Annotated in this window: 12 protein-coding genes; 4 read left to right on the top strand and 8 right to left on the bottom strand. The window is 63.8% G+C overall.

The window, feature by feature from the left end; all coding sequences use genetic code 11:
* Positions 1-18: 18 nt before the first annotated feature.
* Positions 19-3,519 (top strand): DNA polymerase III subunit alpha, encoded by a 3,501-nt coding sequence (dnaE, locus tag GNH96_RS11315; RefSeq protein WP_169603774.1) that lies wholly within the window; start codon positions 19-21, stop codon positions 3,517-3,519.
* Positions 3,520-4,176: 657 nt separating this feature from the next.
* On the opposite strand, the gene GNH96_RS11310 is transcribed toward dnaE, so the two are convergent.
* The 7 genes from GNH96_RS11310 to GNH96_RS11280 all read right to left on the bottom strand — a co-directional run bounded on the left by GNH96_RS11310 (position 4,177) and on the right by GNH96_RS11280 (position 11,376).
* The gene (locus GNH96_RS11310) at positions 4,177-5,970 is read right to left on the bottom strand and encodes a peptidoglycan recognition protein family protein (RefSeq protein ID WP_169603773.1); all 1,794 of its coding nucleotides are present in this window, start codon (positions 5,968-5,970) and stop codon (positions 4,177-4,179) included.
* An 11-nt stretch (positions 5,971-5,981) separates the two neighbouring features.
* Positions 5,982-7,253 (bottom strand): hypothetical protein, encoded by a 1,272-nt coding sequence (locus tag GNH96_RS11305; protein WP_169603772.1) that lies wholly within the window; start codon positions 7,251-7,253, stop codon positions 5,982-5,984.
* A 207-nt stretch (positions 7,254-7,460) separates the two neighbouring features.
* Complete coding sequence (locus GNH96_RS11300; protein ID WP_169603771.1) at positions 7,461-7,946, bottom strand: hypothetical protein; 486 nt, start codon at positions 7,944-7,946, stop codon at positions 7,461-7,463.
* Between the two features lie 85 nt (positions 7,947-8,031).
* A complete protein-coding gene (locus tag GNH96_RS11295) occupies positions 8,032-8,541 on the bottom strand; it encodes a DUF1269 domain-containing protein (RefSeq protein ID WP_169603770.1) in 510 nt (169 codons plus the stop codon).
* A gap of 96 nt (positions 8,542-8,637) precedes the next feature.
* Positions 8,638-9,012 (bottom strand): hypothetical protein, encoded by a 375-nt coding sequence (locus GNH96_RS11290; RefSeq protein WP_228719831.1) that lies wholly within the window; start codon positions 9,010-9,012, stop codon positions 8,638-8,640.
* A gap of 31 nt (positions 9,013-9,043) precedes the next feature.
* A complete protein-coding gene (locus tag GNH96_RS11285) occupies positions 9,044-10,027 on the bottom strand; it encodes a ribonuclease T2 family protein (protein WP_228719830.1) in 984 nt (327 codons plus the stop codon).
* On the bottom strand, positions 10,024-11,376 hold the full coding sequence (locus GNH96_RS11280; protein ID WP_169603769.1) for a UDP-N-acetylmuramoyl-tripeptide--D-alanyl-D-alanine ligase: 1,353 nt from the start codon (positions 11,374-11,376) through the stop codon (positions 10,024-10,026). Before GNH96_RS11280 ends, GNH96_RS11285 begins: the two co-directional genes overlap by 4 nt.
* A gap of 203 nt (positions 11,377-11,579) precedes the next feature.
* On the opposite strand from GNH96_RS11280, the gene GNH96_RS11275 reads away from it, so the two are divergent.
* The gene (locus tag GNH96_RS11275) at positions 11,580-11,870 is read left to right on the top strand and encodes a hypothetical protein (protein WP_169603768.1); all 291 of its coding nucleotides are present in this window, start codon (positions 11,580-11,582) and stop codon (positions 11,868-11,870) included.
* A gap of 9 nt (positions 11,871-11,879) precedes the next feature.
* On the opposite strand, the gene GNH96_RS11270 is transcribed toward GNH96_RS11275, so the two are convergent.
* Positions 11,880-13,094 carry an N-acetylmuramoyl-L-alanine amidase gene (locus GNH96_RS11270; RefSeq protein WP_228719829.1) on the bottom strand — a complete coding sequence of 405 codons (1,215 nt, stop codon included), beginning with the start codon at positions 13,092-13,094 and terminating at the stop codon, positions 11,880-11,882.
* Between the two features lie 219 nt (positions 13,095-13,313).
* On the opposite strand from GNH96_RS11270, the gene GNH96_RS11265 reads away from it, so the two are divergent.
* Positions 13,314-14,519 (top strand): efflux RND transporter periplasmic adaptor subunit, encoded by a 1,206-nt coding sequence (locus GNH96_RS11265; RefSeq protein ID WP_169603767.1) that lies wholly within the window; start codon positions 13,314-13,316, stop codon positions 14,517-14,519.
* Between the two features lie 3 nt (positions 14,520-14,522).
* On the top strand, positions 14,523-17,624 hold the full coding sequence (locus GNH96_RS11260) for an efflux RND transporter permease subunit (RefSeq protein WP_169603766.1): 3,102 nt from the start codon (positions 14,523-14,525) through the stop codon (positions 17,622-17,624).
* The last annotated feature ends 12 nt before the right edge of the window (positions 17,625-17,636 follow it).

Below are 17,636 nucleotides of genomic sequence, written 5' to 3'. Positions count from 1 at the left end.
ATTTGGCGGCAGTCGTCCATGGAGCCTAAGTTCGTCCATCTCCGGATTCACACCGAATATTCCCTGGTCGACGGGGTGGTCCGGATCAAGCCGCTGGTCAAGAAGCTGGCGGAATTCGGCATGCCGGCCGTGGCGGTGACCGACCAGTCCAATCTGTTCTCGTTGGTCAAGTTCTACAAGGCGGCCATGGGCGCCGGGATCAAGCCGATCGCGGGCGCCGACGTGTGGATCCAGAATCCGCAGGAAGCCGGCGCTCCGCACCGGCTCACCCTGCTGGTCCAGAACCAGGAAGGCTATCTGGCACTGACCGAGCTGATCTCGCGCAGTTATCAGGAAAACCAGCACCAGGGCGTTCCCATGCTGATGCCGGAATGGCTGGCCGACCGGAATGCCGGCCTGATCGCGCTGTCCGGCGGGCGCGAAGGCGCCATCGGCCATGCGCTGATCGGCGGCCATGCGGCGGAGGCCGGCCGGCTGGCGGAATACTGGGGCGGGGTGTTCCGGGACCGCTTCTATCTCGAACTGTGCCGGACCGGCCGCGCCAACGAGGAGCGCTACATCGACGCTGCGGTTGCGCTGGCCTCCCGGTTCGGACTGCCGGTGGTGGCGACCAACGACGTCCGTTTCATTTCGGCCGAGGATTTCGAGGCTCACGAGGCCCGGGTCTGCATCTACCAGGGGCGGGTGCTGGACGACCCGCGTCGGCCGCGTGATTACAGCGAGCAGCAATACCTGCGCAGCGAGGAGGAGATGCTCGCACTGTTCGCCGATTTGCCCGAAGCCCTGGAAAACAGCGTCGAGATCGCGCGCCGCTGCAACCTCGGCCTGACGCTGGGTAAGAACTTCCTGCCGGATTTTCCGGTGCCGGAGGGCGTGACGCTGGACGATTTCTTCATCCAGCAATCCCGCGAAGGGCTCGAGGAGCGGCTGGCCGTGCGCCCACCGTCCGGTCGGGGGCCGCTGGATGCGCGGACCGAAAGGTACCGGCAACGGCTCGAACTGGAGCTCTCGGTGATCCGCGAAATGGGCTTTCCGGGCTACTTCCTGATCGTCGCCGACTTCATCCAGTGGGCCAAGAGCCAGGGCATCCCGGTGGGGCCGGGACGCGGTTCCGGCGCCGGGTCGCTGGTGGCCTATGCGCTCAAGATCACCGACCTCGATCCGATCGAATTCGATCTGCTGTTCGAACGTTTCCTGAATCCCGAGCGCGTCTCCATGCCCGACTTCGACGTCGACTTCTGCATGGAGCGGCGCGATGAGGTGATCGACTACGTCGCCCGCAAGTACGGCCGCGACAAGGTGTCCCAGATCATCACCTACGGCAGCATGGCGGCCAAGGCGGTGGTGCGCGACGTCGGCCGTGTGCTGGGCCACCCGTACGGCTTCGTCGATCGCATCGCCAAACTGATCCCGTTCGAGCTCGGCATCACCCTCAGCAAGGCGCTGGACGACAGCGAAGACCTGCGCAAGCTGTACCAGGAGGACGAGGAGGTCAAGGCGCTGCTCGATCTGGCCCGGTCGCTCGAAGGCATCACCCGCAATCCCGGCAAGCACGCGGGTGGCGTGGTGATCGCGCCCTCGCGCCTGGTGGATTTCAGCCCGCTGTATTGCGAGCCGGGCGGCGGCAACCTGGTGACCCAGTTCGACAAGGACGACGTCGAGGCGGTCGGCCTGGTCAAGTTCGACTTCCTGGGGCTGCGGACCCTGACCATCATCGACTGGGCGCTGGCCGACATCAACGCAAAGCGCCGGGCGGCAGGCGAGGAACCGATCGACATCAACCGGATTCCGCTCGATGATCCCAAGACCTACGAGCTGCTGGGGAAGTGCGCGACCACCGCCGTGTTCCAGCTCGAATCGCGCGGGATGAAGGACTTGATCAAGCGGCTCAAGCCGGACTGCTTCGAGGATATCATCGCCCTGGTCGCACTGTTCCGCCCTGGCCCTTTGCAATCGGGCATGGTGGACGACTACATCAACGTCAAGCATGGCCGGACCAAGGCGGAATATCCCCACCCGCTGCTGGAGCCGATCCTCAAGCCGACCAACGGCGTCATCCTCTACCAGGAGCAGGTGATGCAGATCGCCCGCGATATGGCCGGCTACACCCTGGGCGGTGCCGACCTGCTGCGGCGCGCCATGGGTAAGAAGAAGCCTGAGGAGATGGCGAAACAGCGCGAGATTTTCGTCGCCGGCTCCACCGCGCAAGGGGTCGAGGAAAGCATCTCCTCGTACATCTTCGATTTGATGGAGAAGTTCGCCGGCTATGGTTTCAACAAATCGCATTCCGCCGCCTATGCCCTGGTGTCCTACCAGACGGCATGGCTCAAGTCGCATTACCCGGCCGAATTCATGGCCGCCGTCCTGTCCGCCGACATGGATAACACCGACAAGGTCGTGGTGCTGATCGACGAATGCCGCGGGATGAAGCTGTCCATCCTTCCACCCGACGTCAATCTTTCGGACTACCGGTTCACCGTTCAGAGTCCGCGGGAAATCCTTTACGGGCTAGGGGCGGTCAAGGGCGTGGGCCAGACCGCGATCGAGGACATCCTGCAGGAGCGGGGGAAAAACGGGCCGTTCGCCGATCTGCTCGACCTGTGCCGGCGCATCGATCTCAGAAAAGCCAATCGCCGCGTGCTGGAAGCGATGATCCGGGCGGGCGTGCTCGATTGTTTCGACCGGAACCGGGCTGCCTTGTTCGCTGCTTTGCCGGATGCCCTCAAGGCTGCGGAGCAGCACGGCGCCATGAGTGCGGCCGGTCAGGACGACCTTTTCGGCGGCTTCGCCGCCGCAAGCGCGGTGGCGGCAAGCGTCAATGTCACGGTGGGTCACGTCGAACCCTGGACTGAAGCCGAGCGGCTGGCCCAGGAAAAGGCGACCTTGGGTTTGTATCTGACCGGTCACCCGATCACCTCGCACGAACATGAACTGGAACAGATCGTCACCACCCGGCTCGGACCTCTCATGGGAGAGGGCGAGGGCAGCCGGGGGGAGACGCGGGTGGTGGTGGCGGGCTTGATCGTCGACATCCGCACCCGCCTCACCCGCAACGGTCAGAAGATGGGCTTCGTTTCGCTGGACGACCGCACCGGGCGCATGGAGCTGGCCGTCTACACGGAAACCTTCCAACGCGACGGACACCATCTGACGAAAGACGGCATCGTCGTCGCCGAGGGGATGCTGGGATTCGACGAGTATGCCGGCCAGACCCGTATCACCGCCGAACGGATTTTCAGTATCGAGGAGGCGCGGGCGCATTATGCCCGCTGTCTTCGGATCGAATGGCCCGGCGCAATGGCAGCGGATGGTGTACCCCCGTCATTCTTGAATGAATTCAAGAACTTGCTCGGCCAGTTTGCCGGGGGGGAATGTCCCGTCCAGATCGCCTATCACGGGCGCGGCGCGGAGACCCTGCTTCGTCTCGGCGAGCGTTGGCGGGTCTATCCCAGGGATGAGCTGATAGGGCGCTTGCAAAAATGCATCGGCAACGGCCGGGTCGACGTCGTGTATCGTTAGCGGCAAGATGCGCCGTTAAAAATAACCTAGCTCCAGGCTGGGAAATCGCATTTTGGAGGCTGAGACGAAACGCAACCTATTGAATTAAAAAGCGAAAGTGTTGCAGGAAAGAGGTTGTTTCAAATTTGTAAAAAAACCTGGACACCGGGAACTTTTCCGCTATACTTTGCCCAGCCGTCAGGGACGGGGCCTCAGAGAGAGTCGTCAATGAGGAGGAGAGCCCTTCGGGGCAACTGATAATTACAACAATAACGCAACTACCGATGCGCTTCGCAGGTAAACTCGGCGATAGCGTTGAAACAACAACAATAACAAAAAACGCTAAAAAGCCCGCCCCTGGCGGGCTTTCTTATGCCTGCCAGGAGGGAGATAAGGCGACCTCGGATGTCGCCCAGGAGGAGGAGAACAAAAACCGCGCAACCACCGGTCCTCGTCAAGCCGAACCGCATCGTTCCGTTGAGGTTGAATAAATTATACCTAATTCAACCCATTTTAGTATCAGAGTTTCTTATGATGTCCATGCTTGACATTTATTTTCGGTAAACAAAACCGTATTCAACGGCCGTTCTGTATCACCGGCAGTGCACGCTTCCCGCTGCATCATTTCCGGGCTTTGTCTGCGACGTCGGTTCTGCGAGCCGATCGCGGTTTCTCGGTTCAACCCATGTTGTCCCTATCGACGGCCTCGTCAGACAGTCTGGCCGTTTGCAGAAAGCCATCGCGCCTGGCCCGCACGCCTTGTTTGAACTTGTCAGGCATGCGTTCCACGCTTTCGTCGGCGATGGCTTCCAGGATGTCCCTTTCGTGCATGCCCTCGCGGTGAGTCGCCGTGTAGAGTTTTTTCAGCCCGCCATCTCCGAACTGGTTGGCCACATCCAGCATGAAGGCGATGCCGCGTTCCGTGCCAAGGTCCTGGGCATAGCTTCGTATTTTCTTGAGGGACTGTCGAAACGCGCCGACGGCGGTTTGTACCTGGGCTCGCTGGAACGGCAGGTGAAGGGTGGCTTTCTCGAAGCGCTCTGTCCATGGGGCATGGATGAGATCGAAAGCCGGATCGAGCGTGACGCCGGTTCTGGCGTTGACGCCGCCGTTGGCCCTGCTGGTATAGGCAATGAGACTGTCGGCAAGCCCGGCATCGCCGTCGCCGAAGATGTCGATGTAACGCTCCCTGTCGGCGGCGGAAAATGCCCGCAGCAGCTCCGGCAGGCGGCCGGGGCGCTGCGCCCATTGGATGATGCCATAGGACAGTCCGGCGGCGTCGGTATTGAGATTGAGCGCGCCGAATTTGCCGACGCCTTCCATCTGCGCGACGATGCACAATATCTTGTACAGGCCGCGATAAGGCATTCCCAAGACCAGGGAGAGATAGACCTGGGAAATCCTGGGCTTGCTCGCGGGGGTTTTTATCAGGGTCCGCAGGGTCGCTTCATCCACTTCGCCTGAAACGGGGAGTCCGTGCTTGGCCTGAAAGCTTTGCACAGCGGCTGCGGTCTTGCTGCCGAACCGTCCGTAGCTGGCGGCGAGGAGGTTGGGCAGGCCGATATGGCCGTGGCCCGACAGCAGGTCCTGGATGGCGCCGACGGCATCGCTTGCCGGCTCCTGGGCGCCGATGGCCTCGCCGCTTTGCCCGCCGAACAGGGCGTCGATCCGGGGAATCCCGCACTCGATGCCGGCCATCGGTTGGGGGGCCGGCGGCTCGGGAGTCACCGGCGGAGGCGCCAGCGGCTGCGGCCTGTCCGTGGCTCCTGCCCAGAGGAAGGCGTTTTCCGGCGTCTCGTACCAGATGGCGTTCCCCTCGATCCGTTCGCCGCGGTCGCTGAAGCCCGCGATCGCCACGTCGGTCCCTTTCGGCAGGGTGCGAAGGATGCGGGCGCGGGTATTGGGCGCACCGTCGCGCAGGTGGGCGGCGCTGACCAACTGCACGAAGTGCTGTGTCAACGGGGACGGCGGAGGCGGAGCGGGTTGGGAGGCGATTCTCGTCAGCAGCTCGGCGCGGTCGAAGCCGGGACCGGTGCAGTCTCGGGAAGCCCGTACCTCCGAGTGCAGCACGATGTGGTCCGGGTCCGGCGGAAAGCCCCAATGGGCGGCGATCTCCCCTATCAGCTCCGCCACCGCGCGATACAGCTCATCGGGCCAGGCTGCGCCTGCCTGGATGGCCGCGGCGACCCCCACCGTCATCAAATTGGGATTGATGCCCTGGCGGTACAGTGTCCATCTCGGGTTGACGACCAGGCCGGCGTGATAGGCCGTGTCCGTTTCGTCCACGTATTGTTGGACCTGACCGGCAGCGCCCACCACATAGTGGCAGGACTCGCTGGATTTCGGGTTGGCGAACAGGGTTTCGGCGGCTTCCAGGCTCGGGTAGGCGTGGATGACGACCGCCACCGGCTTATGGCCGCGCCGGCCTTGGGTGAAGTTGTCCGACGGACAGCCGATCCATTGCTTCAGCATGGCGCCGTCTCCTATCCCAGTACGCCGCGCTCGCCGACGAGGGGCGGTGCGGCCTGCGTACCGCCGGCGGTCAGGTCAGCGGGGGGTTGGGGATTCTGCCGTTCGCGCCGTTGCTCGTCGTCCTTGACGGCCAGAATGCCCCGGAGTTTGAGCAGGTTCTGCAGCACGGCATACCAGAATGGCGCGCCGAGGCTGAGGAGGAAGACCGACAGGATCATGCCGATGGGATTGACCTCGCGCCAGCGTCCGTACCAGCTCTTACTGCTACCCAACACGTTGATGAGGCCGAGGTCCTGCAGATATTCCAGGTCTGTCCTGACGCTGGCCGGGGCCGGCTTGCCCGTGGGGTCCGGGGCGGACACGGCGGGCTGCGGCATCGATGCGCTCGCCGGCGCCGTCGAAACGACGGGGGGTTTGCCTTTGGCTTCGTCCGTCCGGCCCGGACTGGCCGGCGTACCGTTCGATCCCTTGGCGTACGGACTCGGGACGGGGCTGGCGTTGCCGGAGGAGCCGGCAGATACCCTCGGTTTGGAGGTATCACCTGACCTCTCGGGTCTGCCGGGATCCCTCGGCCGCTCATCCAGCGCGAAGGCCTTTTCGACCAGGGCGTTTCGCAGTCCTTCGTCGATGGACAGCCGGTTGATGATGTCGATGGTATCGAGCTGAACCGCGGCAACCACTGCCACCGAGCAAGCCACCGTGATCATCCGGGTGGAGGCGGTGAAGCGTTCTGAAACCCGGTCTATGGTCTGATCGAACCAGGCGTTGATCTTGGCCACCAGCCGGCTGTTGGCCTCCTGCAGCAGCGCCATGTTGTGGCGCACGTTGGTGGCGAGTTCCGGACGGCTCATTTCGAGCTGCAAGGCATAGGCCCGGACGTTTTCCAGGGTGGCGGCGGGGTCTCGGATGCCGTTATTTTCTATCAGTTTGGCGAGAATCTGTTTGGCCGGGTCGGACAAACGGTTCTTGTCGTTTCTCGGCGTCTGGCCGCTGGCGATGTCCAGCAGCAACTTGGTGAATTCCTCACGGTGTATCGTGGCTCCCAACCGCTGCCCGACATCGCTGATCATCGGGTGGGTCAGCACGGCGCGGGAGACCTGCTCGGCCATCTCGCTGCTGAGGCTGGGGTCGATTTGCCGCAGGAGATCGCCCAGCCCGCGCGCCAGATGTTTTCCCCGCGTATTCGCCAAATCGGTGATGAGCTGGGTCAGTACGGTGACGGCCATGCTGGCGATGAGCATGACCACGGTGATCCCTAACAGAATGTCGATGGTTTTCAGCATGGCTGAATCCTCCGATTGGCGGAAGCCGGAAAATACCCAGCAGGGCCTTAGGGCAAGGCCGGTAAGTTTTGCGGCAGCCCTCGTTCGATGAACCGCTTGCCGAAGGGGTGCAAGTGCAGTTTAGCCGGAAACCCGCCCCCGGCAATATTTCCTGATCTGTCTTAGGGGCTTGAAATCATTGCAACGAGACTATCGGCATCTTTGCGCTCAGTGCGGCCATCGATCCAGGCGATTGCGAACGGAGCGGTCGATGGATGCCTTGAAAGCGAGAGCCGCGCGGTACCAATGCGATTCCTGCACCATGGCGTGGGCCCAGCGCAAAATCCGCATGATCCCTTCATAAAGCCGGGCGAACCAGGCGAAGTACATCAGAGCCGGCCGCGTCAGCCTGAATACCCGGGCGACCAGCAGCGTGCCAAGCAGCTTGGCGACGACCTCCAGCAGGATGCCGGCAGTCATCGCGCCGTGAACCATCAGCACGACCGCACCGACGTTTAGCGGTGCGACCACGAGCAGGGGGATCACGAACGCCATCAGCGCAAGCTTGGGCGAAGCTTGCGACAGCCAGGCATCGAAGCGTTCCAGATGCAGAATGCGGGAGAGCCACTGACCGAGAGCGGTCAGGAGGTCCCACAGCCATTCTTCGAACAGGACGAGCAAGGCGAGGACGGACGAAAAGAGCTGCTTGAGCACGGTTGGCGGAAAATCGTGGAATATTCAAGGAACGGCCAGGGGCGACGGGCTGCTTCGCGGATGCGGGCATTTCATCGCCCATGGGTTAGGCGGACAGGTTGGCCGAGCGGTGCTCGGCGAGCAGTTTCCGCAACGCCTCCTCGCTTTCCTTCGGCAGGCTGGTATAGAGAATCTCGCCGCCGAACCGGGCCAGTTCCGGTTCGACCTTGTCCCGGGTGATGTTGCGCAGCGCCATGAAGATGGCGGAGGTGCCGGGCCGCATCTTCTCGCTGATGTTCTTGATGAAGCCGTCATCGATGCCGTAGTCGCTTAACGAGCCGCCGATCGCGCCCGCCGCGGCGCCGACTGCCATGCCCGCCAGCGGTGAGAGGAAAATGAGGCCGATCAGCGCGCCCCAGAGCGCCCCGGAAGTGGCGCCGATGGTGGTGAGATCGACCGCCTGGTGCAGCTTGATCTTGCCGGATTCCTTGTCGCGCACCACGACGCAGGCGTCTTCGAGGTCCACCAGGTAGCCGCGCTGCAGGCGCTTGAGCGTGGCCATGACTTCGGCGGCGCGGAATTCGTCGGGATATACGATCGAGATGAGTTCTGCCATTCGTGGACTCCTTGAGGTGAAGAAAGTGTGCTGCCGGCGCTGCCTCGAGTTCGGGCTCCGCTCGGAACGGCCGCCATGGTAGCCCGATCGGCATCGTCAGCGTACTGCGGCAATGAGAAAAATTCCGACGGCGAGCGCGAGGAAGCCCCACAGCCGGACGGCGGTTTCCGGTTGCTGCGCCCACCACTCGATGATCTTCGCAAGGCGGACGTGGCCGAGGAGGAGGATGATTACGGCACCGGCGATGGACAGATAGCCGAGCGCCGTGAGGGTTCTGGGATAGGCCGAGTCGGCCGCGGCCAGGAGCAGGGCGAGGCCGAGCGCCAGACGCAGCGCTGCGGCGTAATGCGCGCCCCGCGACGTAGCCCAGAAATGGCGGACGAGGCCGACGAAATCCGCCGGTCTGATCAGGCCGAAAGCCCCGAACGAGGCGATGAGCATTCCGAACAGCGCGACGATCAGGCGCATCATGTCAGCCCTCTGTTTCGATTGAGACGACGAGCTAGGGGCCCATCGGGTCCAGCCGGAAGCTGCTTCCGCAGTTCGAGCCGCTGTTCCTTCCGGCAAGCCGCAGCAGAGATTCGAGCCTGGCGCCGGGCTCCAGCTTGGGCGGCAAGTTCAGGTGCACCTCGACCAGCATGCCGCGCTCGCAGTTCAGTCGAATCCGGTCGCGCGCGCCCGTACCCAAGTCCGTATCCAGTCTAGCCAGAAAATCCTCCGTCCGCACCGTCCGGCCGATGCGGGGCGCGAGAAAATCCGCGATGCCGGAGCCGTTGAACTGTCGGGTCAGGTCCGCAGCCAAGGCGAAATAGGCATCGCTCGACCATGCGGTTTGGCAGGTGCCATGCTTATGCCATTCATGACGCTCCAGACAGGAAGCGGTACCGGGCATGACCTGGGCCAGTACGGCCTGGGTGGCCGCGTCGAGTGCGACGGGGGGATAGTCACAGAATTCGCGCTTGGGCTGCTTCACTTCGCCGCAGAACCCGTAGTCCTGCCCGCAGCTCGCTTTGGTCGGCCAAAGTCCGTGCAGACTGAAGTTGCGGGCGGCGTAGGCCGCGGGGCCGGCGTCACGGCATTCCGGCTTGCCGGCCTTTAGTTCGCAGAAAGCCGGCTGCCAGCTCAGGGCCAGGACATAAGCGTCCGCCTGCCCGGCAAGATCGCAGCGGCCCGCGACCGGCTCTGGCCCCGCGCTTGCCTGCGCCCGCCCGCAGTCCCGGCTCACCCAGCGCTCGGGCGGATCGGCCATCGGCAGGCGGAGCCGGTACCAGTCGGCCGCATCCGGTTTGTTGGCTTCGATCACCGGATAGGCTTTTCCGGTATTGATGTGGGCGCCATCCGGGTTGGTTTGCTTGTTTTTCGAGACGTAGGCCGGGCAATCCCGGTCGGCGTTGAAGATGCCTTCCATGGGCACGGCCATGCAGGCGGGGACGCCTCCCAGCCATAGAAGCAGCTCCAGGAGAACCGTGAAACGGGACGGCTTCATTCGGGTTTCGCCAGCGCCTTGACCGCGCGCTCCATCCTCATGAAGCGCGAACCCTTGACCAGCAGCGTGGCGTCTGGCCTGTCGGCGGATGCCAGCGCGTCGATCAGTTCGTCCATCGAACCAAAGTGGCGTCCGCCGTTTTCGCCGAATGTCCGGATCGCTTCGTAGCACAGGTCGCCGAGGCCGAGCAGGGCGTCGATGTCGCGCTCGCGGGCATAGCGCCCGATTTCGCGGTGGAACGCCGGGCCCTGCGCGCCGACTTCGCCCATGTCGCCCAAGGCCAGAATCCGCGGCGGGGGGAAGCCGGCGAGCACGTCGATCGCTGCCCGGACGGAATCGGGGTTGGCGTTGTAGGTATCGTCGATCAGCCGCGCGCCGGTTCGCGTCCGCAGATGGACGCCGCGGCCGGCAACTGGCCGGAAGGCTTCGAGGCCTTCCCGCACCGCCGAGGGAGGGATGGCGGCGGCCAGTGCCGCCGCGGTCGCGGCCAGCGCGTTGTGGACGTTGTGTTCGCCGGCGAGTGCGAGATTGACCTGAAAAGCGCCGGCGGGCGTCGTGATCGAAACTTCGGTGCAGCCGGCTCCGGTCCGGAATGTTCCGGTGATCGCAGCCGCCCCGCTGCGCGCGAAGTCCATCACCCGGCGTGCGCCGGCCAGTTCCCGCCAGATGCCGTCGCAGGCATCGTCGGCCGGGAATACGGCGGTTCCATCGGCCGGCAGTGCCGAGATCACCGCGCCGTTTTCGTGGGCCGTGGCGTCCACGCTGGCCAGGAATTCCTGGTGTTCACGCTGGGCATTGGTCACCAGGGCCACGGTGGGCCGGGCCAGGCCCGCGAGGTAGGCGATTTCTCCGGGATGATTCATGCCCAGTTCAAGCACGGCGATCCGGTGGTCGGCTTTCAGCTCGAACAGCATCAGCGGCAGGCCGATGTCGTTGTTGAGGTTGCCGCGCGTTGCCAGACGATGTTCCTCGCCGAATTCGGCTGCCAGAATCCCGGCGATCATCTGGGTGACCGTGGTTTTGCCGTTGCTGCCGGTGACCGCGATCAGCGGGACGTCGAACCGCGCACGCCAGGCGGCCGCCGCCGAGCCCAGCGCCCGCCGGCTGTCGGGAACGACAAGCTGGGGGAGGGCGGCATCGACCGGACGCTCCACGACCAGTGCGGCGGCACCCTGATTCACCGCGTCAGCGATGAAATCGTGGGCATCGAAGCGATCTCCGCGCAAGGCGAAGAACAGCGAGCCGGGCCGGATGGTGCGGGTATCGGTCGATACGCCGTCGAAACCGGTTTCGGCCTTCCCGATCAGCGTTGCATCGGGAAGGCATTTTGCGAGTTCGGCTAAATTCATCGTCGGGTTGTCCGAAGGTTTCCATCGGGATGGAAAACGATCGCGCGTTCGCGCCGCAGGCACGAACTGCGCTGGATGTTTTCAAAGAAGAAGAATTATCGCATGGTGGCCAGGCAGAGTTCGCCGGCGGTCGTTCCGAGTAAAGCCGTTGCAATATTGCCCCGATAGACTGGCCGACATAACCACATCGGGGAGGGTGTGTCATGCTCAGTCTCTTGGTTGCTCTCGGCATCGCCGCCTGGTTCTTTCATCGCGCCATGGTCCGCAAGCGGAATCCCGCCACCGCGGCGATCATGGGGATTGTGGCGTATTACTTCATATACATGTTCGTCGACTGGAGTGTTCGCCTGGTTTACGGTGGGACCGTGCACCACTACGAACGCTACGCGGACGGCACGGTCGAGGGAGTCGCCATACTGGCCGGCGGGGTGGCGGCGGTTGCGCTGGGCCTCTTCGTTTTGCAGGGTGACCGCGAGCGCGGAAACGAAGCCTGAAAGGGCCCGTTATTTCACCATTTTTTCCGTTGCCGAGACAGCTAGGTCCTGACGGGCGTTCCGGCTCGGGGGCATGGCAGCGGGACGCGTATGCTTCAAATGGGTGCGAATCCCTTCGGTAATGGCGGCGGCGATCTGATCCTGATACGCCGAGGTACGCAGTTTCGCCTCTTCCTCGGGATTCGAAATGAAGGCGGTTTCAACCAGGATCGACGGCACGTCCGGCGATTTCAGCACGACGAAACCGGCCTTCTGTATCCCGGGCTGATGCAGTGCGTGGGTTTTCTGCAGCGCCTGCAGGATGCTGGCCGCAGCCCGGTCGCTGGCTTCCAGCGTGGCGTTCTGGGTCAGATCCAGCAGCACCGACGCCAGGACTTCGTCCTTGTCGTGCAGGGCGACGCCGCCTATCCGGTCCGCCGCGTTTTCGCGGTCAGCCAGGCGCCGGGCGGCTTCGCTGGTGGCGCCGTGCTCCGAAAGCGTGAATACCGACGCGCCTTTGGCATGGGTATCGTAATAGGCATCGGCATGCAGCGAGATGAACAGGTCGGCGTGTTCCTTGCGGGCCCGTTCCATGCGCTGCCGTAGATCGATGAACTCGTCGTTCTGGCGTATCAGGACGGGACGGATGCCCGGTTCGGCCTTGAGCAGAATCTCCAGTTTCCGCGCGATTGCCAGCACGATGTCTTTTTCCTGAGTGCCTTCCCCGCCCACTGCCCCGGTGTCTTTTCCGCCGTGGCCGGCATCGATGGCGACCACGAAGGGTTTGCGGAGCGGCCCGTCTCCGGGCTTGACCAGGGTGGGTTGCTGCGTTTTGGAGGCCGCCGCGGTGCTTGCCGTCACGTCCACGATCAGGAGGGGGCCGCCGCTCTCGGTGATCGAGAGCGCGGTGCGGCATTGGGCGGCGGGACGCAGTTCCACGATCAATTCGAGCTTGCCCTTGGCCTCGCTGCGGGTGTGCAGGGCGGATACGTAACGGTCGCCCGCCGGGTTCGGCAATCCCGGCAGCGCTTCGACGCCGCCCAGCGCAACGATCAAACGGTCGGCGCGGCCGGTGGCCCGCAGGTCGAAGCTCGCGCCTTTCGGACCCCGCAGCAGCAGGCGCGTGACATTCGCCCCGGATTTCATGCTCAGCGAGGCGTTCGCAGCCGAGTCCGCGACGCTGCCGGGCGAGAGCAGGGCGAGGGCAGCGAAGGCGAGAGCGGCTATGAAGGAATATCGCATCATTGGCAGCGTCAGGCAGGACGGGTAACGATACTCCGCGTATTGGGGGCCCGCAACAGCGCCCCGGATTCAAACGGCTCATCGTACAAAAGTGCGTTGCCGTCGCGCAACAACGGCGACCGGTTTCGACGTCCCGTGCAGGACGCGGAAGCCGGCATGGCTATAATGGACCGCGGCATGATGGCCGCCGTCCGTTTTTCCATGGGTGAAGGAGTTGGCGATATGAGGTTCGCGTTGGCGTGTGCGATGCGCGTGGCGCTGTTTATCGGAGCCGCCGTCCCTCTCTGGTCTTGCCACGGCGAACCTGAACAAAAATCTCCCGAAACGGCGCAGGCGGAAGAGCCCGGTATGGTGGCTCAACAGGAATCCACGGCGCAGGATTCCACGCTGGTCACAGCGGCACCGGACCTCCTGAAACGGCTGCGCGTGGCGGTGCTGTCCGAAGGCGAACTGCACGAGCCGCTGCGGGTGCCGGGCCGGGTCAGCATCGAAGAATTCAGCCGCCTTGCGCGCATCGGTGCGACGGTGACGGGGCGCATCACCCATATCGATGCCTCGGTAGGGCAACGCGTGAAGCGGGGCCAGAAGCTCGCCGTCCTGAACAGCACCGAGTTTTCCGATACCCAAAGGGCGTTCCTCAAGGCGCTCGCCCAGAAACAGTTGCACACAGTGATCGTCGAGCGGGCGCGCAAGCTCTACAAATCCGGCGTGATCAGCGAGCTGGAGTTCCAGCGCCGCGCCAGCGAGTTGTCCCAGGCGGAAACCGAGTACAACGCGATGGCCGATCAATTGCAGGTACTCGGCATGTCGGACGAATCCATCGCCGTGCTGGAAAAGAACCGGACGATCCAGCCGCTGGTGCCGGTGGCCTCCTCCATCGACGGCATTGTGATGGAGCGCCATGTCAGCCAGGGGCTGGTGGTCCAGCCCGCGGATGTTCTGTTCGTGGTGGCCGATCTGTCGCAGCTCTGGATCGTCGCCGAAGTGCCCGAGCAGCAGGCCGAGTGGGCACGCGTCGGTCAGCAGGTCGAAGCAGAAATCCCCGCATTGTCGGACCGCCGTGTCAAGGGCCAGTTGGTCTACATCGCGCCCACCGTCGATCCCGAGACCCGCACCGTCACCGTCCGCATGGAGGTGGCCAATCCGGACGGCTCGCTCAAGCCCGAAATGCTGGCGACCATGCTGATTTCCGGCAAGGTGAGCCGGCTTCCCATGCTGCCGGCGGAAGCCGTGGTCCGCGACGGCGATCACGATGCCGCGTTCGTGCCGGCCGGCGACGGCCGGTTCCGGCTGAAGCCGGTGAAGCTGGGCAAGGAAATCGGCGGGCTGCGGCCCGTGCTGTCGGGCCTCGCCGCCGGCGAAGAGGTGGTTACCGAGGGTTCGTTCCATCTCAACAACGAACGGCTCCGCAAGGAACTGGAGCGCTAATCCGTGATCGCCGCTCTGCTGCGCGCCGCGCTCGAACAGCGGCTGGTGGTGCTGGTCGTGGCCCTGGCCTTGCTGGGCTTCGGTCTCGATGCGGCGCGCAAACTTTCGGTCGACGCCTTTCCCGACGTGACCAACGTCCAGGTGCAGATCGCCGCGGAAGCGCCCGGCCGCTCGCCGGAGGAGATCGAGCGCTTCATCACGGTGCCGATCGAAGTCGCCATGACCGGATTGCCCGGCCTCACCGAGCTGCGCTCGCTGAACAAGAATGGCTTGGCCATCGTGACCCTGGTGTTCACCGATGCCACCGACGTCTACTTCGCCCGCCAGTTGGTGATGGAGCGGCTGATCGAGGTGTCCTCGCGCATGCCGGAGGGCGTCACGCCGGTGCTGGGGCCGGTGTCGACGGCGCTGGGGGAGGTCTACCAATACACCCTGGAACGCCCCGACGACGGCCAGCGGGCGCTGAGCTACGACGAGCTGGTGGAGCGCCGCACCGTGCAGGACTGGGTGGTGCGGCCGCTGCTGCGGAGCATCCCGGGCGTGGCGGAGATCAATTCCCAGGGCGGTTTCGTCAAACAATACCAGGTGCTGGCAAACCCCGACCGGCTGCGCCACTACCAGATCAGCCTGCGGGAAGTCTACGAATCCCTGGCCCGTAACAACGCCAACAGCGGCGGCGGGGTGCTGCCGCATTTCTCCCAGCAATATCTGATCCGCGGCGTCGCCCTGATCTCCAACCTGGACGACATCCGCAGCATCGTACTCAAGGAAATCAGCGGCGTGCCGGTACATCTGGGGGACGTGGCGGAAGTCCGGTTCGGTCATGAGGAGCGCGCCGGCGCCATCGTCAAGAACGGTTACACGGAGTCCGTTGCCGGGGTGGTGATGATGGTGCGCGGCGGCAACGCCAAGGAAATCGTTGCCCGGATCAAGGCGCGGGTGGCCGAGATCAACGACAAGGACGTGCTGCCGGAAGGACTCAAGATCGTGCCGTTCTACGACCGGACCGACCTGGTCGATGCGGCCCTGAACACCGTCACCAAGAGCCTGACCGAAGGCATCCTCCTGGTGATCGGGGTACTTTTCGTCTTCATGGGGGAAATCCGCTCCAGCCTGATCGTGGTTTCCACACTGGTCCTGACTCCCCTTCTGACCTTCATGGTCATGAATCACTACGGCATCTCGGCCAACCTGATGACACTCGGCGGGCTCGCCATCGCCATCGGCATGGTGGTCGACGGCTCGGTGGTAGTGGTCGAGAACGCCGTGAGCCAGTTGAGCGAGCGCCGGGACAGCGGCGAAAGCCAGGTTCGCATCGTGTTCGAGTCAACCCTGGAAGTCGGCATTCCGGTGATCTTCGGAGTCGGGATCATCGTGCTGGTGTTCCTGCCCCTGCTCATGCTGGAAGGGATGGAGGGCAAGCTGTTCGCCCCGCTGGCCCTGACCATCGCCATCGCCCAGGCGATTTCGCTGGTCCTGGGCATGGTGCTGGCGCCGGTCCTGTCGTCCTATGTCCTCAAGCCGCAGGCGCATGCGGAAACCCGGATCATCACCCTGATCAAGCGTCCGTACACCAAGGCATTGCATTGGCTGATGCCGCGCGGCGTCCTGGTCTGCGGGGTCATGGGGACACTGCTGATCGCGGCGCTGGGGATGGTCCCCTTCCTCGGCACGTCATTCATCCCCACGCTCGACGAAGGCACGATCACGCCCGGTGTGACCCGCGTGCCCAGCATCGCCTTCGACGAATCGCTGCGCATGGAAATGGAGGCCATGAAGCTGGTGATGGAAGTCCCGGGCGTCAAGATGGCCGTGTCCAAGCTGGGCCGCGGCGAGAGTCCGGCCGATCCGGCCGGGCCGAACGAGGCCGATCCTGTGGTGACGCTGCTGCCGAAAAACGACATGCCGGACGGCTGGGACAAGACCCGCATCGAGGAAGAAATCCGGCGCAAGCTCGACGTGTTGCCGGGCATCCAGCTGGTGATGAGCCAGCCCATTGCCGACCGGCTCGACGAAATGGTGTCCGGGGTGCGTTCCCAGGTCGCCATCAAGCTGTTCGGCGACGATCTGGTCGTGTTGAAGGAGAAGGGCGACGAGATTGCCAAGGTGTTGAAGGACATCAAGGGCACCAAGGACTTGCGGGTCGAGCGCGTGACGGGCCAGCAGTATCTCACCATCGAGGTGGACCGCGGAGCCATTGCGCGCCATGGAATCAATGCCTCGGACGTCCACGACATCATCGAGACCGCCGTGGGCGGCAAGAAAGGGACCGAAATCTACGAAGGCCAGCGCCGGTTCGACGCGGTGGTGCGCTATCCGGAGCGCTTCCGCAACAGTATCGAACACATTCGCACCATCGCCCTGGTTTCACCCAACGGGGCCGTCGTGCCGCTGGAGGATGTCGCCCAGATCCGGCTGCAGGACGGTCCGGCCCAGATCAGCCGCGAGACGGGACGGCGCCGCATCGTGATCGGCGCCAATCTGGAGGACCGGGACGTCGGCGGTTATGTCGCGGAAGCGCAGAAAAAGATCGCCCGTCTGGTCGACCTGCCGGACGGCTATTCGCTGGACTGGGGCGGACAGTTCGAAAACATGCAGCGGGCCATGGCCCGGCTCGGCGTCACGGTGCCGATCACCATTGCCATGATCTTCTTCCTGCTGTTCGTGCTGTTCAACTCCCTGCGTTACGCAGCGCTGATCCTGCTGGAACTGCCGTTTTCCTGCATCGGCGGGATTTTCGGCCTGTTCGCGACCGGCGAATATCTGTCGGTGCCGGCCTCGGTGGGCTTCATCGCCCTGTTCGGCGTCGCGGTGCTGAACGGTGTGGTGCTGGTGAGCTGCATCATCGATCTGCGCAAGGACGGCTACAGCCAGTACGATGCTTGCGTGCAAGCCTGCATGCAGCGCTTGCGGCCGGTATTGATGACCGCATCCGCCGCATTGCTGGGGTTGATCCCCATGCTGTTCGGCACCGGTCCGGGTTCGGAAATCCAGCGTCCGTTGGCGATCGTGGTGATCAGCGGACTGGTGTTTTCCACCGCACTGACCCTGCTGGTCTTGCCGACCGTGTATCGCTGGTTCGAGGAAAAGCGGATCGAAGCCTGAGCGCGAACCATA

It is taken from the genome of Methylococcus geothermalis, from assembly GCF_012769535.1.
Classification (GTDB): Bacteria; Pseudomonadota; Gammaproteobacteria; order Methylococcales; family Methylococcaceae; genus Methylococcus; species Methylococcus geothermalis.
The sequence above is the reverse complement of the archived record's forward strand: the minus strand, read 5'-3'. Positions and strand labels throughout refer to the sequence as shown.